General features: G+C 74.5%; 12 protein-coding genes. 5 read left to right on the top strand and 7 right to left on the bottom strand.

Features of this window, described 5'->3' with window-relative positions; translation table 11 throughout:
- Positions 1-14 precede the first annotated feature (14 nt).
- Positions 15-2624 carry an AAA family ATPase gene (locus AB0G01_RS24715; protein ID WP_360949356.1) on the bottom strand — a complete coding sequence of 870 codons (2610 nt, stop codon included), beginning with the start codon at positions 2622-2624 and terminating at the stop codon, positions 15-17.
- Between the two features lie 84 nt (positions 2625-2708).
- Here AB0G01_RS24715 and AB0G01_RS24710 point away from each other — a divergent pair, with 84 nt between their 5' ends.
- Complete coding sequence (locus tag AB0G01_RS24710) at positions 2709-3905, top strand: glycoside hydrolase family 3 N-terminal domain-containing protein (protein ID WP_360949354.1); 1197 nt, start codon at positions 2709-2711, stop codon at positions 3903-3905.
- A 105-nt stretch (positions 3906-4010) separates the two neighbouring features.
- Here AB0G01_RS24710 and AB0G01_RS24705 read toward each other — a convergent pair whose 3' ends face one another.
- Positions 4011-5633 (bottom strand): ABC-F family ATP-binding cassette domain-containing protein, encoded by a 1623-nt coding sequence (locus tag AB0G01_RS24705; protein WP_360949352.1) that lies wholly within the window; start codon positions 5631-5633, stop codon positions 4011-4013.
- Positions 5634-6004: 371 nt separating this feature from the next.
- Between AB0G01_RS24705 and AB0G01_RS24700 the strand changes: the two genes are divergently transcribed.
- Together AB0G01_RS24700 and AB0G01_RS24695 are read left to right on the top strand one after the other, a co-directional pair.
- The gene (locus AB0G01_RS24700) at positions 6005-6658 is read left to right on the top strand and encodes a TetR/AcrR family transcriptional regulator (protein ID WP_360949350.1); all 654 of its coding nucleotides are present in this window, start codon (positions 6005-6007) and stop codon (positions 6656-6658) included.
- Positions 6659-6916: 258 nt separating this feature from the next.
- Positions 6917-7327, top strand: a complete 411-nt coding sequence (locus tag AB0G01_RS24695) for a hypothetical protein (protein WP_360949348.1) — start codon at positions 6917-6919, stop codon at positions 7325-7327.
- Positions 7328-7380: 53 nt separating this feature from the next.
- Here AB0G01_RS24695 and AB0G01_RS24690 read toward each other — a convergent pair whose 3' ends face one another.
- Both AB0G01_RS24690 and AB0G01_RS24685 read right to left on the bottom strand, forming a co-directional pair.
- Positions 7381-8526, bottom strand: a complete 1146-nt coding sequence (locus AB0G01_RS24690; RefSeq protein ID WP_360949346.1) for a hypothetical protein — start codon at positions 8524-8526, stop codon at positions 7381-7383.
- A gap of 302 nt (positions 8527-8828) precedes the next feature.
- Entirely contained in the window at positions 8829-10253 is a 1425-nt protein-coding gene (locus AB0G01_RS24685; protein ID WP_360949344.1) for an MFS transporter, read from the bottom strand.
- Between the two features lie 51 nt (positions 10254-10304).
- Here AB0G01_RS24685 and soxR point away from each other — a divergent pair, with 51 nt between their 5' ends.
- Entirely contained in the window at positions 10305-11270 is a 966-nt protein-coding gene (gene soxR / locus AB0G01_RS24680) for a redox-sensitive transcriptional activator SoxR (protein ID WP_360949342.1), read from the top strand.
- Positions 11271-11353: 83 nt separating this feature from the next.
- On the top strand, positions 11354-12001 hold the full coding sequence (locus AB0G01_RS24675) for a class I SAM-dependent methyltransferase (RefSeq protein WP_360949340.1): 648 nt from the start codon (positions 11354-11356) through the stop codon (positions 11999-12001).
- A 60-nt stretch (positions 12002-12061) separates the two neighbouring features.
- On the opposite strand, the gene AB0G01_RS24670 is transcribed toward AB0G01_RS24675, so the two are convergent.
- The 3 genes from AB0G01_RS24670 to AB0G01_RS24660 form a co-directional block, all read right to left on the bottom strand.
- Positions 12062-13246 (bottom strand): serine hydrolase domain-containing protein, encoded by a 1185-nt coding sequence (locus AB0G01_RS24670; protein WP_360949338.1) that lies wholly within the window; start codon positions 13244-13246, stop codon positions 12062-12064.
- A 95-nt stretch (positions 13247-13341) separates the two neighbouring features.
- A complete protein-coding gene (locus AB0G01_RS24665) occupies positions 13342-14520 on the bottom strand; it encodes a serine hydrolase domain-containing protein (protein WP_360949336.1) in 1179 nt (392 codons plus the stop codon).
- A gap of 191 nt (positions 14521-14711) precedes the next feature.
- Positions 14712-15803, bottom strand: coding sequence for a serine hydrolase domain-containing protein (locus tag AB0G01_RS24660; RefSeq protein ID WP_360949334.1), 1092 nt, complete (start codon positions 15801-15803; stop codon positions 14712-14714).
- Positions 15804-15959 lie beyond the last annotated feature (156 nt).

The following is a 15959-nucleotide window of genomic DNA, read 5'->3' as shown; positions in this document are numbered from 1 at the left end:
GGGACAAGCGAGAGTCAGGATGAACGCCCCGTTCCCCGGTCGGAAACGGGGAATTCCCGCTCCCCGCGCAACCGGGCGGCCAGCTGGGTGCGGTTGCGCACGTCGAGCTTGCGGTATATCCGGGTCAACGCGCCTTCGACCGTCTTGACGCTGATGTCCAGCCGACCGGCCACCTCCGGGTTGCTGGCACCCTCGACGACCTGCCGGGCGATCCGGGCCTCGAACCCGGCCAGCGCGGTGCCGTCCGGGGTGTCGCCGAGCAGCACCGCCGCCCGGCCGGCCCACCTCGGCGCGCCGCTCTCGGTGAACACCTCGCGGGCCTGCTCCAGCAGCCTGCGCGCGGACCCCCGGCGCTTGCGACGGCGTTCCGCGATGCCGAACGCCAGCAGGCTCCGACCCAGTTGCAGCGGTTGCCGCAGCTCCCGGTGCGCCTCGACCGCCGCGCCCAGCGACCGCTCGGCCGCGTCGTAGTCCTTGAGCGCCAACCGGAGCAGGCCGTCGGACCGGTCCAGCGACGCGACCACGCCGCGCCGGCCGAGCCGCACCGCGCCGGCCCGCGCCCGGCCGACGACGCCGGCGGCCTCCTCCAGCCGGCCGACCGCGATCAGGGCTTCGGCCAGGTCCGGGCGGATCGCGAACACCGCCGGGTCGGCGAAGCCCATGTCCAGTTCGAGCGCCACCGCGCGGCGCAACGGCCCGACCGCCGCCTCCGGGTCGCCCGCCCCCAGCGCCGCCAACCCCTGGGCGTGCAGGTTGCGCACCAGCGAGGACAGGTCGCCGTCGGCCTCGGCGCGGGCGGCTCCCCGCCGGGCCAGGGCGTCCGCCGCGACGGGGTCGCCGCCCCACGCCTCGGCCAGCGCCGCGCCGTAGCAGGCCAGCGCGAGGTCGTAGCCCATGTCCTCGGCCAGGCGCAGGCAGTCGCCTGCCCGGCGCAGCGCGCTGCCGCACCGCCCCATCGCCACCCACACCTCGATCGCGGCCCACGTCATGCCGATCACCTCGGACAGCACCCCGCGCTCGCCGGCGTGGTCGAGCAGCACCGTGAGGTGCTCCGACGCGGCCGGCAACCGGTCGGCGAACAGGTCCAGGCGGGCCGCCACCCACAGCGTGCCGTCGTGGGTGGCCACCATCCAGTCGGGCACGACCAGCCGGGCCAGGTCGAGCGTCGCGGGTGCGGTGGCGTCGCCGAGCGCCAGTTGGCACAGCGCGAGCGAGCACAGCGACATGACCTCGGTGTGCACGTCCTTGGCGGTCCTGGCCAGCAGCACGGCGTCGGCCAGGTGCCGGACCGCCCCGCGCAGGTCGCCGCCCAGCACCGAGTGCACTGCGAACCGGTGCTCGGCGGGCGCTTCCAGCGCGGCATCGCCCTTCGCACCGGTCAGCGCCTCCCCCACGATGCCGCCGGCCGCCGTGCGGGCGTAGCCCACCGCGTCGACCAGCACCAGTTGCGCGCGGACCCGGTGGGGCCGGGGCACCCCGGGCGAGTCCAGCACCGCGCGGGCCAGCGCCGTCGCCAACTCGTGCCGGCCCGCGCCCAGCGCGTCGCCCGCCGCCCGCAACCGGCGGGCGGCCAGCCGGCCCGGCGTGGTCGGCGGGGTGCGCTCGGCGGCGAGCTCGCCCAGCTCGGCCGCCCGGCCCAGGGCCCCGCGCCGGCGAACGGCGTTCGCGGCCTTGAGCAGCGCCACCGCGGTGGGTTCGTCGAAGCCGGTCACCGCGTGCGCCCGGTGCCGCGCGCGCTGCACCGGGTCCGCCGCCAGCGCGGCCAGCCGGGCGTGCGCCGCGCGGACCTCCTCCGGGGGCATGACCAGCGGGAGGGCGGCGGCGACCAGCGGTTCGCGGAAGCGCACCCCGCCGTCGGGCCCCACCCGGACCAGCGGGCAGTCCCGGAGCTGCGCGGCGGCCCGCTCGCACCCGCAGTGGGCGATCAGGCGCAGGCTCGGCCGGTCCAGCAGGGCGGCCACCAGCAGGGTCGCGCGGGTGTCGGCGGGCTGCGCGTCGAGCAGGTCCCGGACGGCCTGCCGCAGCCGCGCCGGGATTCCGCCGGCCGACCGGGCCAGCTCCACGGCGTACCCCGGGTTCCCGCCGGTGAGCCGGACGTCGACCCGGCCGTGCCGGGCCATCAGCTCGGCCGTCGCCGCGACGGACAGCGGCGGCACCTCGACCGTCTCGCCGCACCACCAGGCCACCGGCTCCCGCGCCGCGACGAGCACCCGGGGCCCGGTCCTGGCCAGCGCGTACGCGAGCACGTCCGCCGTCGCGTCGTCCACCCACTGCGCGTTGTCGACCACCACCAGCGCGTCCAGCGCCCGGAACACCGCCAGCACGGCCTGCCGCAGCGCGAGCGGGTCCGGTTCCCCGTCCCGGCGGCGCAGCGCGCGGTCCAGCGCGTCGCGCTGCGGCACCGGCAGGTCGACCCGGACGTCGGCGAGCAGGTCGGCCAGCACCAGGAACGGCACCCGCCGGTCGGCCTCCGCCGGGCTGCTGCGCACCACCGGGCCGTCCGCCGACACGGCGGTCGCCAGCGCGGTCTTGCCGATCCCGGCCGGTCCGTGCAGCAGCACGCGACCGCGTGCGAGCGCGGCCCGCACGGCGACCCGCAGGTCGTCACGACCGAGGAGATCCATGGCGTCACCGACCGTACCGCCGGCGGCACCCGCCCCACCACGGCCGAGCGGTGGCCCCGACGGACTTGCCGTAGGTTTGTCCGGGTGCGGAACGAGCTGCCGATCGGGCGTCGCGGCGGCCCGAAGACGGGGACGAGGACACTGCTGGTGTGCACGGCCCTGGGCGCGCTGCTCGCGGCCGTGCTGCACGACCCGGGCCGGGAGGTCGGCGGCCACCCCGTCGCCGCGCCGGCCCTGTCCCCCACCGCTCCGGTGACCACGACGACCAGCGCGGCACCGCCCCCGCCACCGCCCGACCCCTGTGTGGCCAAGGTCGCGTCGCTGTCCGCGCGGCACCGGCTGGCCCAGTTGCTGATGGTCGGCGTGGACCCGCGCGGCACCGCCGACGCGCTGGCGCTGGTGCGGGGCGAGCAGGTCGGCGGGATCTTCATCGGCGGTGACGACACCGGTCTGCTCTCCGGCGGGCTGGACGCGGTGCGCGGCGCGGCGACGGTGCCGTTGCAGGTGGCCGTGGACGACGAAGGCGGCCGGGTGCAGCGGGTGGACGTGCTCGACGGCTCCATCCCGAGCGCGCGCGAGATGGCCGCGGCGATGTCGCCCGACCAGGTGCGCGTGCTGGCCCGCGACCGCGCGACCGCGCTGAAGAACCGGGGCGTGAGCATGGACCTCGCGCCGGTGGTCGACACCAGCGGCCAGGCCGACTCGACGGTGATCGGCGACCGCTCGTTCAGCGCCGACCCCGCCGTGGCCGCCCAGTACGCCCTGGCCTTCGCCGAGGGCCTGCACGAGGTGGGCACGACCCCCGTGCTCAAGCACTTCCCCGGCCACGGCAACACCAGCGGCGACTCGCACCGCGGCGCGGTGACCTCGCCGCCGCTGGAGGTGTTGCGGCGGACCGATCTCGTGCCCTACCGGGACATCGACCGCTACGGCCGGGTCGTGGTGATGCTCGGGCACATCGACGTGCCGGGGCTCACCAACGGCCTGCCCGCGACGCTGAGCCCCGAGGCGTACGCGCTGCTGCGCGGCGAGTTCGGCTTCACCGGGCCCGCGATGACCGACGACCTGGGCGCGATGCGCGCCGTCACCGACCGGGTCGACCTGCCCGAGGCGGTGCGCCAGGCATTGGCCGCCGGCGCGGACATCGCCCTGTGGTCCACCGGCGGCCGGACCGGCGAGGTGCTCGACCACCTGGAGGCGGCGGTGGCGACCGGCACCCTGCCGGCGACGCGCGTGGACGAGGCGGCGCGGCGGGTGCTGTCCCTGAAGAACGCCTGCTGACCGCCACACCGCACACCCGCCCGGTCGTGGGTGACCACGACGACACCGGGCAGGTCGGGACAGGGCAGGTCGGGACAGGGCGGAACCCCGGGGTGGTCGAGTCGGTCAGGACGCGGTGGTGTCGAGCAGTCGCCCGTCCACCAGCCGCAACCGGCGGCCGACGCCGATCTCGGTCAGGAACCGCTCGTCGTGGCTGACCACCACGAACGCACCCCGGTACGCGTCCAGCGCGCTCGCGAGCTGGCCCACGCTGACCAGGTCGAGGTTGTTGGTCGGCTCGTCGAGCAGCAGGAGTTGCGGCGCGGGCTCGGCGAACAGGACGCACGCCAGCGTCGCGCGCAACCGCTCCCCGCCGGAGAGCACGCCCACCGGCAGCGCGCCGCGTGCGCCCCGGAACAGGAACCGGGCCAGCAGGTTCATCCGCTGCGACGGTGGCAGCGCGGGCGCGTACGCGGCCAGGTTGTCCGCCACGCTCCGGTCGAGGTCGAGCAGGTCCAGCCGCTGCGACAGGTACGCCACCCGGCCCGGGTGCCGGGTGACGCGGCCCTCGTCGGGCTCCAGGTCGCCGTTGACCACCCGGAGCAGCGTGGACTTGCCCGAGCCGTTCGGACCGGTCAACGCGATCCGCTCCGGACCCCGGATCGCCAGGTCCACCCCGGCGCAGAGCTCGCGGTCACCGCGCCGGACCCGCAGGCCCTCCCCCAGGAACAGGGTGCGCCCGGCGGGCACCGCCGTGCCGGGCAGGTCCAGGGACAGCTTCCGGTCCTCGCGCACGTTGCCCTCGGCCTCGTCCAGCCGGGCCTTGGCGGCGGTGAGGCGCGCGGTGTGCACGTCGTTCGCCTTGCCCGCCGACTCCTGGGCGTTGCGCTTCAAGGTGCCCGCGACGATTCGCGGCAGCCCGGCGTCGGCGAGGTTGCGGGCGGCGTTGCCGGCCCGCCGCTGCGCGCGTTCGCGGGCCTGCTGCCTCTCCCGCTTCTCGCGCTTGACCTCCCGTTCGGCGGCGCGCACGGTGTGGTCGGCGAGTTCGCGCTCGGCCTGCACCGCCGCCTCGTAGGCGGTGAAGTTCCCGCCGTGGAAGCGGATTCCGCCTCGGTCGAGCTCGGCGATGCGGTCCATCCGGTCCAGCAGCTCGCGGTCGTGGCTGACCAGCAGCAGGCAGCCGGACCAGTCTTGCAGCACGTCGTGGAGCCGGCGGCGGGCCGTCAGGTCGAGGTTGTTGGTCGGCTCGTCGAGCAGCAGCACGTCGGGCCGCTTGAGCAGTTGCGCGGCCAGCCCGAGGGACACGACCTGCCCGCCGCTGAGGGTGTCCAACCGGCGGGTGAGGTCGAGCTCGCCGAGCCCGAGCCGGTCGAGCTGGGCACGGGTCCGCTCCTCGACGTCCCAGTCCGCGCCGATGGTGGTGAAGTGCTCCTCGGCGGCGTCGCCGGACTCGACGGCCGCGATCGCCGCCAGCACCGGGGCGACGCCCAGCACCTCGGCCACGGTCAGGTCGCCGGTCAGCGGCAAGGTCTGCGGGAGGTGGGCCGGCACCCCCTGCACGGAGACGCTGCCCGCGCCGGGCCGCAGCTCGCCGGCGATCAGCTTGAGCAGGGTGCTCTTCCCCGCGCCGTTCGGCGCGACCAGCCCGGTGCGCCCGCCGGGCACGGTGAAGGAGAGGTCCTGGAACACGGGGGTGTCGTCCGGCCAGGAGAACGACAGGGACGAGCAGATGATGAAAGCGTCGGACACGGAACAGCCCTCGGGGGTGACGAACGGGCGCACGACGGCGACACCGCTGGTGGATGTGGGGGGGTACGACGACATCACCACGGCGGCGGTACGCGTCCGCGCACCCGCCCGTGGATCAGCACCTCCGGGGCTCACCCGGAGATGTCGTCGTCACCTGCCACGCCTGCCACGTCACATCTCCTGATCTCAGGACACCTTCGCACCGAAAGTAGCACAACCCCGCCGGACGCACCTCCCGATTACCGTCCGGACCACTGTGGACGGTGGATTCACCGTGCGGGGCGGTCGTTCCCGGGCTCGCGCGGCCACGCACGCGGGCCGGGAACGCCGGCGGAACAGCCCGACATCTGAACACCGTTAAGATCCGGACCATGAGCGAACGGCCCTACCACCACGGCGACTTGGCCGGCGCGCTGCTCGACGCGGCGGAATCCCTCGTGCGCGAACGCGGTGCCGACGGTTGGTCGCTGCGCGAGGTCTCGTCCAGGGTCGGGGTCGGCCCGAGTGCCGCGTACCACCACTTCGCCTCGCGCGACGCCCTGGTCCGCACCCTCTCCGGCCGGGTGCTCGCCCGTCTCGCCGAACACCTGCGGCAGGCCGCCGCGCGCGCCCGGCATGCGGACCCGCGGCAACGCCTGGTCGCCGTCGGTCGCGGCTACGTGCGCTGGGCCGTGGCGGACCCCGCCGTCGCGAGCCTCGCGTTCGGCCCGCACCACGACGAACCGGGAACCCCGCACCCCCGCGACGTGCTGTCGGCCGAACTGGACCGGCTCGTCACGGCCGGCGGCCTGTCGGCGGCGGCCCGGCCCGGAGCCGAGGTCGCGGTCTGGGCGGCGGTGCACGGACTGGCCACCCTGCTCCGCGACGGGCACATCCGGCTGAACGGCCCCAACGCCGTCGACCGCGAGGCGGCGCGGCTCGTCCGGGCCGTGCTCACCGGCCTGGCGGCGACGCCGCACCCCCGCCCGTCGCGCACCGACCACCGACCGTCCGGCTCCGGCTCCGGTGCGGGGATCACCGGGTGAACGCGCCCGGGGTGCACTCGAACCAACGTCCCCCGGACCGTGCAGGTCGGTGCGTCTGCTCCTGCGCTGCGGCCCGCCGCCGGCGATCACAGCGCCGCCGCGCGCGGCCACCCCGGTTCGGCCGGGCGCGCGGCCCGGCTGCCTCGGACGTCGGCACCCGGTGGGCCGTTGGGATGCCCCGGGCCCGCACGGGTGTGGTCGGCGCGCGGATCGGGCACTCGGGAGTCGGCAATCCGACCCTCCCGGAGGAGATTCCTGGTGTTATCCAGCCGATCGACCGTCGCGGTGTCCGCCGGCCTCGCGGCCCTGCTCGCCGCCCCGGCCGCCGCCGTCGCCGCCCCACCCGTACCGGCCCCGTCCGACACGGCACAGCCGTCGGTCGAGATCCAGTACCACCCCGGCGACACGGCTCCCGAGCACGGCCCGAACTCCTACGTGATCACCGTGTCGAACTGCACGGCCGCCTGGTACGTCGAGTACCGCTGGGGCACGCGGAGCGGGAGCATCAAGGGCGAGTGCCGCGACACGATCTCGGTGTCCATCGCACCCCTGGGCGCGACCGAGTACCCGCTCCAGTGGCGGACGTGCAACCTGAGGTGGGGCAAGAAGCCGCCGCTGCCGTTCTACCTGTGCGGCTCGTACCGGCAGGACGTGGTGCGCACCGGCTGATCCGCGACGCCGCGGGGTGGGCCCGGCCCGCCCGGCGGCGCACGTCGGCCCGGTCAGTGACCGGCCTTCGCCTCCAGCGCGGTCCGGCGCGCGGTCACGTCGTCCGGCTCGTCGCCGAACACCAGCAGTTGCAGGGTGCTCTGCCGGACCGGGCTGTCGGTGCGGGTGGTGTCGTGCCCGGAGGTGATCAGCAGCCCGCCCGCCGCCAGCGCCGGGCGCAGCTCGGCCAGCAGGTCGGCCATCGGCGCGGCGACGGTCAGCTTCAGCGACTCGGCGTGCCCGTCGAGCGCGTCGGGGCGGATGGATTCCAGCGCCAGCAACGGGATCGACCCGCTGGTGATCCGGAAGTTCAGGTCCAGCATGACCAGTTGGCCGTCCCGGGTCTGCGCGCAGTCCAGACTGCACAGGCCCCGGTACCCGACGTCGGCCGCGCGCTGGGTGGTGGCCACGCACTCGGCCAGCAGCTCCGGCGGCGGCGGGGTGACCAGGCCGAACCGGCCGCCGACGTAGACCCCGGTGTCGTCCACCCGCTGTTCGGTGACCGCGAGCAGGCGGGCCACCGCGTCCGCGCCGACGTAGAGCTGGATGCCCCAGTTCCGCAGGATGTGCAGGTACTCCTCGACCACGAACTCGCCGAGCACGTCGGTGAACGCCGGCAGCGCGATCGGCTCGCCCGCCTCGTGCAGGTACACGTCGAGGCTTCCGCCGTGCGAGTCGTTGGTGGCCGCCTTGAGCACCCAGGACTTCTCCCACGGGGTCGCCTCGACCAGGTCGCCGCGCGGCACGACGCTGCGCCGGGCCTGGAAGCGCGGGTCGACCAGCGTGGTGATGCTCGCCTTGTTGTTCAGGTAGCCGACGAGCTGGGCGGTCTTGACCGCGCGCTCGTCCGGGCACATCGAGGTCGGCTGCGGGTACTCCAGCGCGATCACCTGGCCGTCGCTCATCACCTCGGCCACGCGCAGCGCGAATTCGGCCTCGCTGCCGAACTCGCGCAGGTCCGTGCCGACCGGCAGGCCGCCTTCGCGCAACTGCTCCAGCAGGACCGGGTCCGTGCCGCCCGTGCTACAGATCAGCGTCGTGTCCGCCGCGACGGAGATCGGGCGCGCGGACAGCGAGTCGCGGGTGGTGCGGTGCCTGCTGTCCGGGACCCCGGCCTCCAGCGCGGGCCGTGCGGCGACGGCGACACCGGGGCCGTACACGTCGGCGAGCGTTTTCGGCGGGCTGACCGACGGCGACAGGAGCGTGGGAAGGCTGATGGGGTTCCCCCGTGAGGTGAGTCCGCCGGGACCCGTCGGTGCGACGGGTGAGCGGAGCGCAGCGTGGACCGTGCAGTGCCAGGAGCACCGGGAACGACGGAGTGGCGTCCACTGCCGGGCCCGGGGATGACGCGGGCCGGATTCTGCGAAACCGTGGGCGAACAACCCGGAGTCGGGCCGTGTGCCTCCACACTCTCACGTTTTCGCCGCGCCACCCAACCGGGCGGCGCGGCGGGTGGGCGCGGTTACTCCCGACCGGCGAACGCCGAGGTCGCCACGCCCAGGGCGGTCAGCACGGCGAGCCCGAAGGTCATCAGGCGCGCGGCCTCGACCAGGGTCGACCCGCCGACGTTGAGCAGGGTGCCCGCGATGGCCGAGGTGACCGCGAAGGCGATCAACTGGGTGGTGTTGAGCGCGGCGGCGGCCTTCGCGCCTTCCGCCGGGTCGTCCGTGCTGCTCATCGCGGCGACGCTGAGGTGCGGGAACGCGAGGCCGATGCCCGTTCCGGCGATGACCAGCAGGACCGCCCAGCCGACCACGACCAGTCCCGAAGCGTGGTCGGTGAGGAGCAACCCGTACCCGACCAGGCCGCCGGTCAGCAGCAGCGGGGCGACCCGGATCGCCCGGCGGGCGGTGCGCCCGGCGAGGTTCACGCTGACGAGCTGGGCGACGACCCACCCGACCGACACCGCCGCGCCCAGCAGACCCGCCGCGAACGGCGACAGGCCGCCGAGCTCCTGCCCGAACAACGGGATGAAGTTCTCCGCCATCACACCCGCGCACAGCGCCGCGACGGTGAGGTACACCCACTTCAGCGACGAGCCGCGCCGGTAGGTCAGCCGGGGCAGCACGCTCGCCGGCCCCTTCGCCTCGACCAGCAGGAACACCACGAGCAGCACGACGCCCGCACCCAGCGCGAGGGCGGTCGGCCCGCCCGGCGGGACGGTGGAGCTCACGCTGAACGCGCTCGCGGCGAGGGTCAGCAGGACCAGCGACCGCACCGGGACGGGCGTGCGGTCGGCGGGCCCGGCCCCGCGCGGCAGCGCGCGGCGGGTGAGCGCGGCCAGCACGAGCGCGACGACGACCAGCAGCCCGTAGGCCCACGGCCAGGCGTCCCACTCGGCGAACAGGCCGCCCAGGGCGGGGCCGACCAGCGTGCCGAAGCCCCACATCGCGGAGACCAGCCCGGCCGCGCGCCCCCACAGCCGGGCGGGCAGGGCGGTCCGGATGACCGCGTAGCCCAGACCCGCGAGGAGACCGCCGCCGAGGCCCTGCACGACCCGGCCCGCGATGAGCACCTCCATCGTGGGGCTCAGCGCGTTGACCACCGCGCCGACCGCGAAGACCAGGAACCCGACGAGGTAGGCGGCCGACCCGCCCCAGCTCCCGAGCACCCGGCTGACCAGCATGGACGCGATGACGGCGGCCATCAGGAAGCCGGTGGAGACCCACGCGTAGTACTGCTCGCCGCCGATGTCGGCGACGATCGACGGCATGAGCGCGGCCGTGAAGTAGAGGTTCATCGCGTAGAGCGCGACACCACCGGCGAGGACGAGCACCGTCGCCGCGTGACGGCCGGAGAGCAGGTCGGACCAGCTCCCGGTGCCCTCGCCGGCCGAGGGGTCCGGGTCCGGCGTGGTGGCGGGGCCGTTCGGGGAGAGTCGGGTCACGGCGCGCTACGCTAGAACTTCAAGTTCTGTTGAAGTCAAGCGAGCGCACCCGTGACCCAGGCCCCCACCGACCTGCTGACCGTCGGCGAACTCGCCCGGCGCGCGGGCGTCGCGACCTCGGCGGTCCGCTTCTACGAGGACCAGGGCCTGATCTCGTCGACCCGCACCTCGGGCAACCAGCGCCGCTACCCCCGGCACATGCTGCGCCGGCTGTCCCTCGTGCTGTTCGCGAAGCGGCTCGGCATCCCGCTCGCCGAGGTGGTCCGGGTGTTCGCGGGCCTGCCCGAGGACCGGATGCCGGGCAAGACCGACTGGACGCGCATCGCGCGGCGCTGGCGCGACCACCTCGACAGCCGGCGGCGGGAGGTCGAGCAGCTCGAACGCGACCTGACCGGGTGCATCGGCTGCGGGTGCCTGTCCCTGCGGCGCTGCCGCGTCCTCAACCCCGAGGACAGCCTCGGCGCGCGGGGTGCCGGCCCGTGGCTGCTGCTGCACCCCGACCCCGAGGGGGTGGCACCCGACGAGCCGCCGTGGGCTCCCGACGAGCGGTTCGAGACCGGGAGCCTGGCCCTGCTGCCCGGTCGGCCGGTCCGCGCCAGGGTGCTCGAACCCCGGTCGTGGGGCGCACTCGTCCGGATCGTCGGCCACGAGGAGCTCAACGCGTCGATCCACCTCGCCGGGTGGTCCGGCGCGGACGGTCCCCCGGAGGTCGGCGCGGAGGTCGGCGCGGTGGTGGACGCCGTGGTGGACCGGGTCGCGCGGCTGACCCCGCCCGCGTGGGTCCGGCTCAGCCCCCGCCGCGCCGACACCGAGTCCTTCCGGCGGCCGTGCGACTTCTGCGCGGAGCCGACGACGCTGAGCGCCGGCGGGGACGGTCTCGTGCTGGACGTCCGCAGCCACGACGGGCCGGGCAGCCACACCGTGATCGTCCACCGGGCGTGCCTCGTGGACCGCATCACCCCGGACGACGAGGCCGGGCGCGCCCGGCTGCGGCAGGTCGGGCGGACGGCCACCTGACCGCCGTCGCCCGGGAACGGTGGTCCTCTTGCCCCGGACGGCGGGGACGAGCCCTGCCGGTCACCGCCCTACGATCACCGGCCATGCACTCGGAGACCTGGCTCGCGGACACCCGGACCTCGTACGACACCGTGGCGGACAGCTACGCCGAGTTCGTGCGGCACGCCCTCGCCGACCACGCCTACCTGCTGGGGTCCCTGGCGTTGTTCGCCGACCTGGTCCGGGCCACGGGCGGCGGTCCGGTCGCCGACGTGGGCTGCGGTCCCGGGAACGTGACCGCCCACCTGGCCGGGCTGGGCGTGGACGCCTTCGGGATCGACCTGTCGCCCGCGATGATCGACCTCGCCCGGCGCGAGCACCCGCACCTCCGCTTCGAGGTCGGCACGATGACCGAGCTCGACCTCGCCGACGACTCGGTGGCCGGCCTGCTCGCCTTCTGGTCGTTGATCCACATCCCGGACGACCTCCTGCCGACCGTGCTCGCGCACTTCCGGCGGGTGGTGCGCCCCGGTGGGCCGCTGCTGGTGGGCTTCCACGTCGGCGACGGGACGACCCTCAAGACCGAGGGCTACGGCGGCCACCCGATGAAGCTCCACGTCCACCGCCGCCGGCCCGACCGGGTCGCCGACCTGCTGCGCGACGCCGGGTTCGCGATCGAAGCCCAGTTGGCGCTCGACCCGGACACGAAGTCACCCGGCGCGATCGTGTTCGCGCGTCGCCCGGCCCGGTAGCGCGCCACCCGGGACCGGCCACGGGGGCGACGGGTGTCCGCCGCCCCGGTCAGCCGATCGTCAGCGCCCGCCGCAGAGGGCGTGGTCGATGATCGTGTTCGGCACCGCCTTCGGCGGGCCGTCGGGGTGCCACGGCGTGCGGCTGTTCACCGACACCACCACGGCGCGCTCGCCGTTCTCGGTGGTGCCGTTCAGCGTGAGGTAGCCGTGCGCCGTGCCGCCGTGGCTCCAGGCCCCGCCGCACGGGGTGGGCCGCCACTCGACGCCCAGGCCGTACCGGGTGCCCTCACCGGCCTCCGGGGTGGGCACCGTGCGCTTGAGCTCGGCCAGTTGCGCCGGCTCCAGCACCTCCCCGCCGAGCAGCGCCCTGAGGAACCTGGTGCCGTCCGCCGCGGTGCCGGTCATCGCGCCCGCCGCGCCCGCGATCGACGGGTTCAGCAGGGTCACGTCCACCCGCCCACCCCAGCGCGGGTCCTCCGGGTCCATGTCGATGCCCTTCTCGGCGAACATGTCGTACCCCTTGGCGTGCGGGTGCGGGAGGAAGGGCGACGTGTGCGGCGCGGACGTGTCGCGCAGCCCCAGCGGGCGCAGGACCCGCGCGGTCACCTCCTGCTGCCAGGTGCGGCCGGTGACCGCCTCGATCACCATGCCGGCCAGCAGGTAGTTGGTGTTGGAGTACGACCAGCCCCGGCCGGGTTCGAAGTCCGGCGGCCGGGACAGCCCGAGCCGCACCCCCTCCGCAGCGGTCATCGTGTCGAACCGGGTGCGCAGGAAGTCGTCCTCCTTGAACAGCCTCGGCAGCTTCACGACGAAGTCGGGCAGGCCGCTGGTGTGCTGGAGCAACTGCCGCACGGTGATCCCGCGACCGTCGTGGCCGTTGCCCGTCACCACACCCGGCAGCCACCGGTCCACGGTGTCCTCAAGGGACAGTCGGCCCTCGCCCACCAGGTGCAGGACCGTGGTGGCCACGAACGTCTTGGTGAAGCTGCCGAACCGGAAGTGCGCGTCGCGCGGGACGGGGGTCCGGGCGGCCAGGTCGCCGAGCCCGCTGCGCACCTCGACACCGCCGCGCGCGGTGTCGACCCGCGCCACCACGCCCGGTGCGCCGTCCGCCACGATCGCGTCGGCGTCCCGCCGCACCAGGTCGACCGGGGAGGACGTGCCGGCCGGTGCCGCGCCCGCCGCGCCGGTGGAGAGCCCGACGGCCGCGCACAGGGCGGCTACCAGTAACGGAGTTCGTTTCATGCCACCGAACCTACGGACCAGGACGCTCCCGGTCGTCATCCCCGCACGGCAATCCCGCGTACCCCCACGGGGGTACCGGACCCGCGCCGCGACCCTCATTCCACCCCGCACAGGGCGTGGTCGACCAGGTCGGTCGCGAGGTCGTGCGCGGGCGCGGGCGTGCCGTCGGCCGGGACCGGGGAGTCGGTGTTGATCGAGACCACGACACCGCGCTCGCCGTCCTCGGACACCCCGTTGCGGGTCATGAAACCGGAGATGTCACCGCCGTGCGACCACACCCCGCCGCACGGGTTGGGCCGCCAGATGAGGCCGAGGCCGTACCGGGCACCGGGCCACACGGACTCGAAGCTCGGTGCCGGCACGGTCTTCTTCATCTCCGCCAGTTCCGCCGGCCGCAACACCTCGCCGCCGAACAACGCCTTGAGGAACCTGGTGCCGTCCCCGGTGGTGCCGATCATCGCGCCCGCCGCGCCCGCCGGCGACGGGTTCATCCAGGTGGCGTCCACCTCCGGACTCGGCCCAGGGCCGCCCGGCACGGGGAAGCGCTGGTAGCCCACGGCGTGCGGGCGGGGGATGAACGGCGACGTGTGCGGCGCGGAGGTGTCGTGCAGTCCCAGCGGGCGGATGATCCGCGCGGTCACCTCGTCCCGCCACGACCGGCCGGCCACCTCCTCGATGATCATCCCGACCAGCAGGTACCCGGTGTTGGAGTAGCTCCACGCCGTGCCGGGCGCGAAGTCGGGCGCGTGCGACAGGGCCATCCGCGTCGCCTCGGTGTCGGTGACGGTGTCGAACCTGGTGCGCAGGAACCCTTCCAGCGACTGCGGCAGGTCCCTGGTGTAATCGTAAAGCCCGCTGGTGTGCTGCAACAACTGTCTGACGGTGATCTTGCGACCGTCGTTGCCGTTGCCTGACACCACGCCCGGCAGCCACCGTTCGACGGTGTCCTCCAACGACAGCCGCCCTTCGCCCACCAGCTTCAGCACGGCGGTCGCGACGTACATCTTGGTGGTGCTGCCGATCCGGAATTTCGCGTCCCACGGAACCGGCGTCCTGGCCCGCTTGTCCCCGTACCCGCTGCGCACCTTCACCTCGCCGCGCCCGGTGTCCGCCTCGACCAGCACACCGGGCGCGCCGTACCGCACCACCACGTCCGCGTCCCGCTGCAACTGGCGGGACAGCGCCGATGACGCCTCCGGCACGGCACCGGCCATTCCGACCGAGGCACCCAGGGCAACGCACAGCGCCGCGACAAGCACAGAAGTCCGTTTCATGACGACGAACCTACGGAGATCGGGGCAGTCCGTCGTCGCCCCGACGCGGCAGTTCCGACTACCCCCACGGGGGCAGGAAGGAAACCGTATCCCTTAAGGGTTTTCACCCCACCGGTAATGCCGGCCGCACACGGGCGTTCCCGACCCCATGCATCCCACAGCCCACCGAGCACTCCCCCTGGGACCGGCGGTCAGCAGAACACCGCGTCGAACAAGGGTGTCGTCACCGGCGTGCCACCGCGTGCCATGTTCACGGACAGGGTGAGCCGCTTGGCTGCGTCCTCGCTGACCCACATGTCGGTGTACCAACCGAAGATGGAGCCGTTGTGCCCCAGGATCTTCTTGCCGCAGCCGAGCGTGAGCACGACCGCGCCGAGGCCGTAGAAGCCGCTCACCTCCGTGGTCCGGGTCAGTTCCGCGCGCTGGGCGGGCTTGAGCAGGTGCCCGCTGAACAGCTTGCGCGCGAACCGGTCGAGATCACCGGTCGTGGTGGTCATCGCACCGGCCGCGTCCGCGACGGAGGGGTTGATCCGGGTGATCTCGTACGCGGTGCCGAAGAGGTCCTCGTAGGCGTGCGCGTGCGGTTCGGGCAGCGCGGCCCGGTCCCCCGGCGCGTCGGTGTCCGCCAGGCCCGCCGGGCGCAGCACGCGCCGCGTCACCTCGTCCCGCCACGACCGGCCGGTGACGCTCCGGATCACCATGCCCGCGACGACGAAGTTGGTGTTCGAGTACTCCCACCGCGTCCCGGGCTCGAACACCAGCGGGTGCCGGGTGGACAGCGCGACCAGCTCCGCCGGCTCCCAGTGCTTGAACCGCTTCTGGATTAAGTCCTCGTCCGAGGTGTAGACGTCGAACGTGTAGTTGTAGAGCCCGCTGGTGTGTTGCAGCAGGTCGCGCACGGTGATCCGGTCGCCGTCGGGCAGCACACCCGGCAGGTGGCGGGACACCGGCGCGTCCAGCGCCACCCGGCCTTCGCCGACCAACTGCAACACCACCGTCGCCACGAACGTCTTGGTCACGCTGCCCATCCGGAACACGCCGTCGCGCGGCACCGGTGCCGGGCTGCCGGCGCGCGCCGTCCCGCTGCGGGCCTGCCACTCCCGCCCGTTGTCGACGATCCGGACCTGCGCGCCCTGCGCCGTCGTACCGGTCAAGCCGTCGAGTATCCGCTGCACCTCGGCCCGGTCGACACCGCCGCCGGGCGCGGCGACCGCCGTCGCGCCCGTTCCCCCCACGCCCAGTGCGATTACCGCGACCAGGACGATTCCCCTCATGACCCGCATGACCCGCATCCTCGCCGTCCTCCCCGAAGACAGTCGGTGGCGGTCGAGTCTGGCGGGGAGGGGCCGTCCCGGTCATCACCCGACCGACGCTGTCCGGAACGACTTTCGGCGTCCGTCGCCCGACCGGCTCCCCCGCCGTGACCCCGCGTGCCGACC

Origin of the sequence: Actinosynnema sp. NPDC023587, assembly GCF_040640215.1 — a bacterium.
In the GTDB taxonomy this organism is placed as follows: Bacteria; Actinomycetota; Actinomycetes; order Mycobacteriales; family Pseudonocardiaceae; genus Actinosynnema.
The sequence above is the reverse complement of the archived record's forward strand: the minus strand, read 5'-3'. Positions and strand labels throughout refer to the sequence as shown.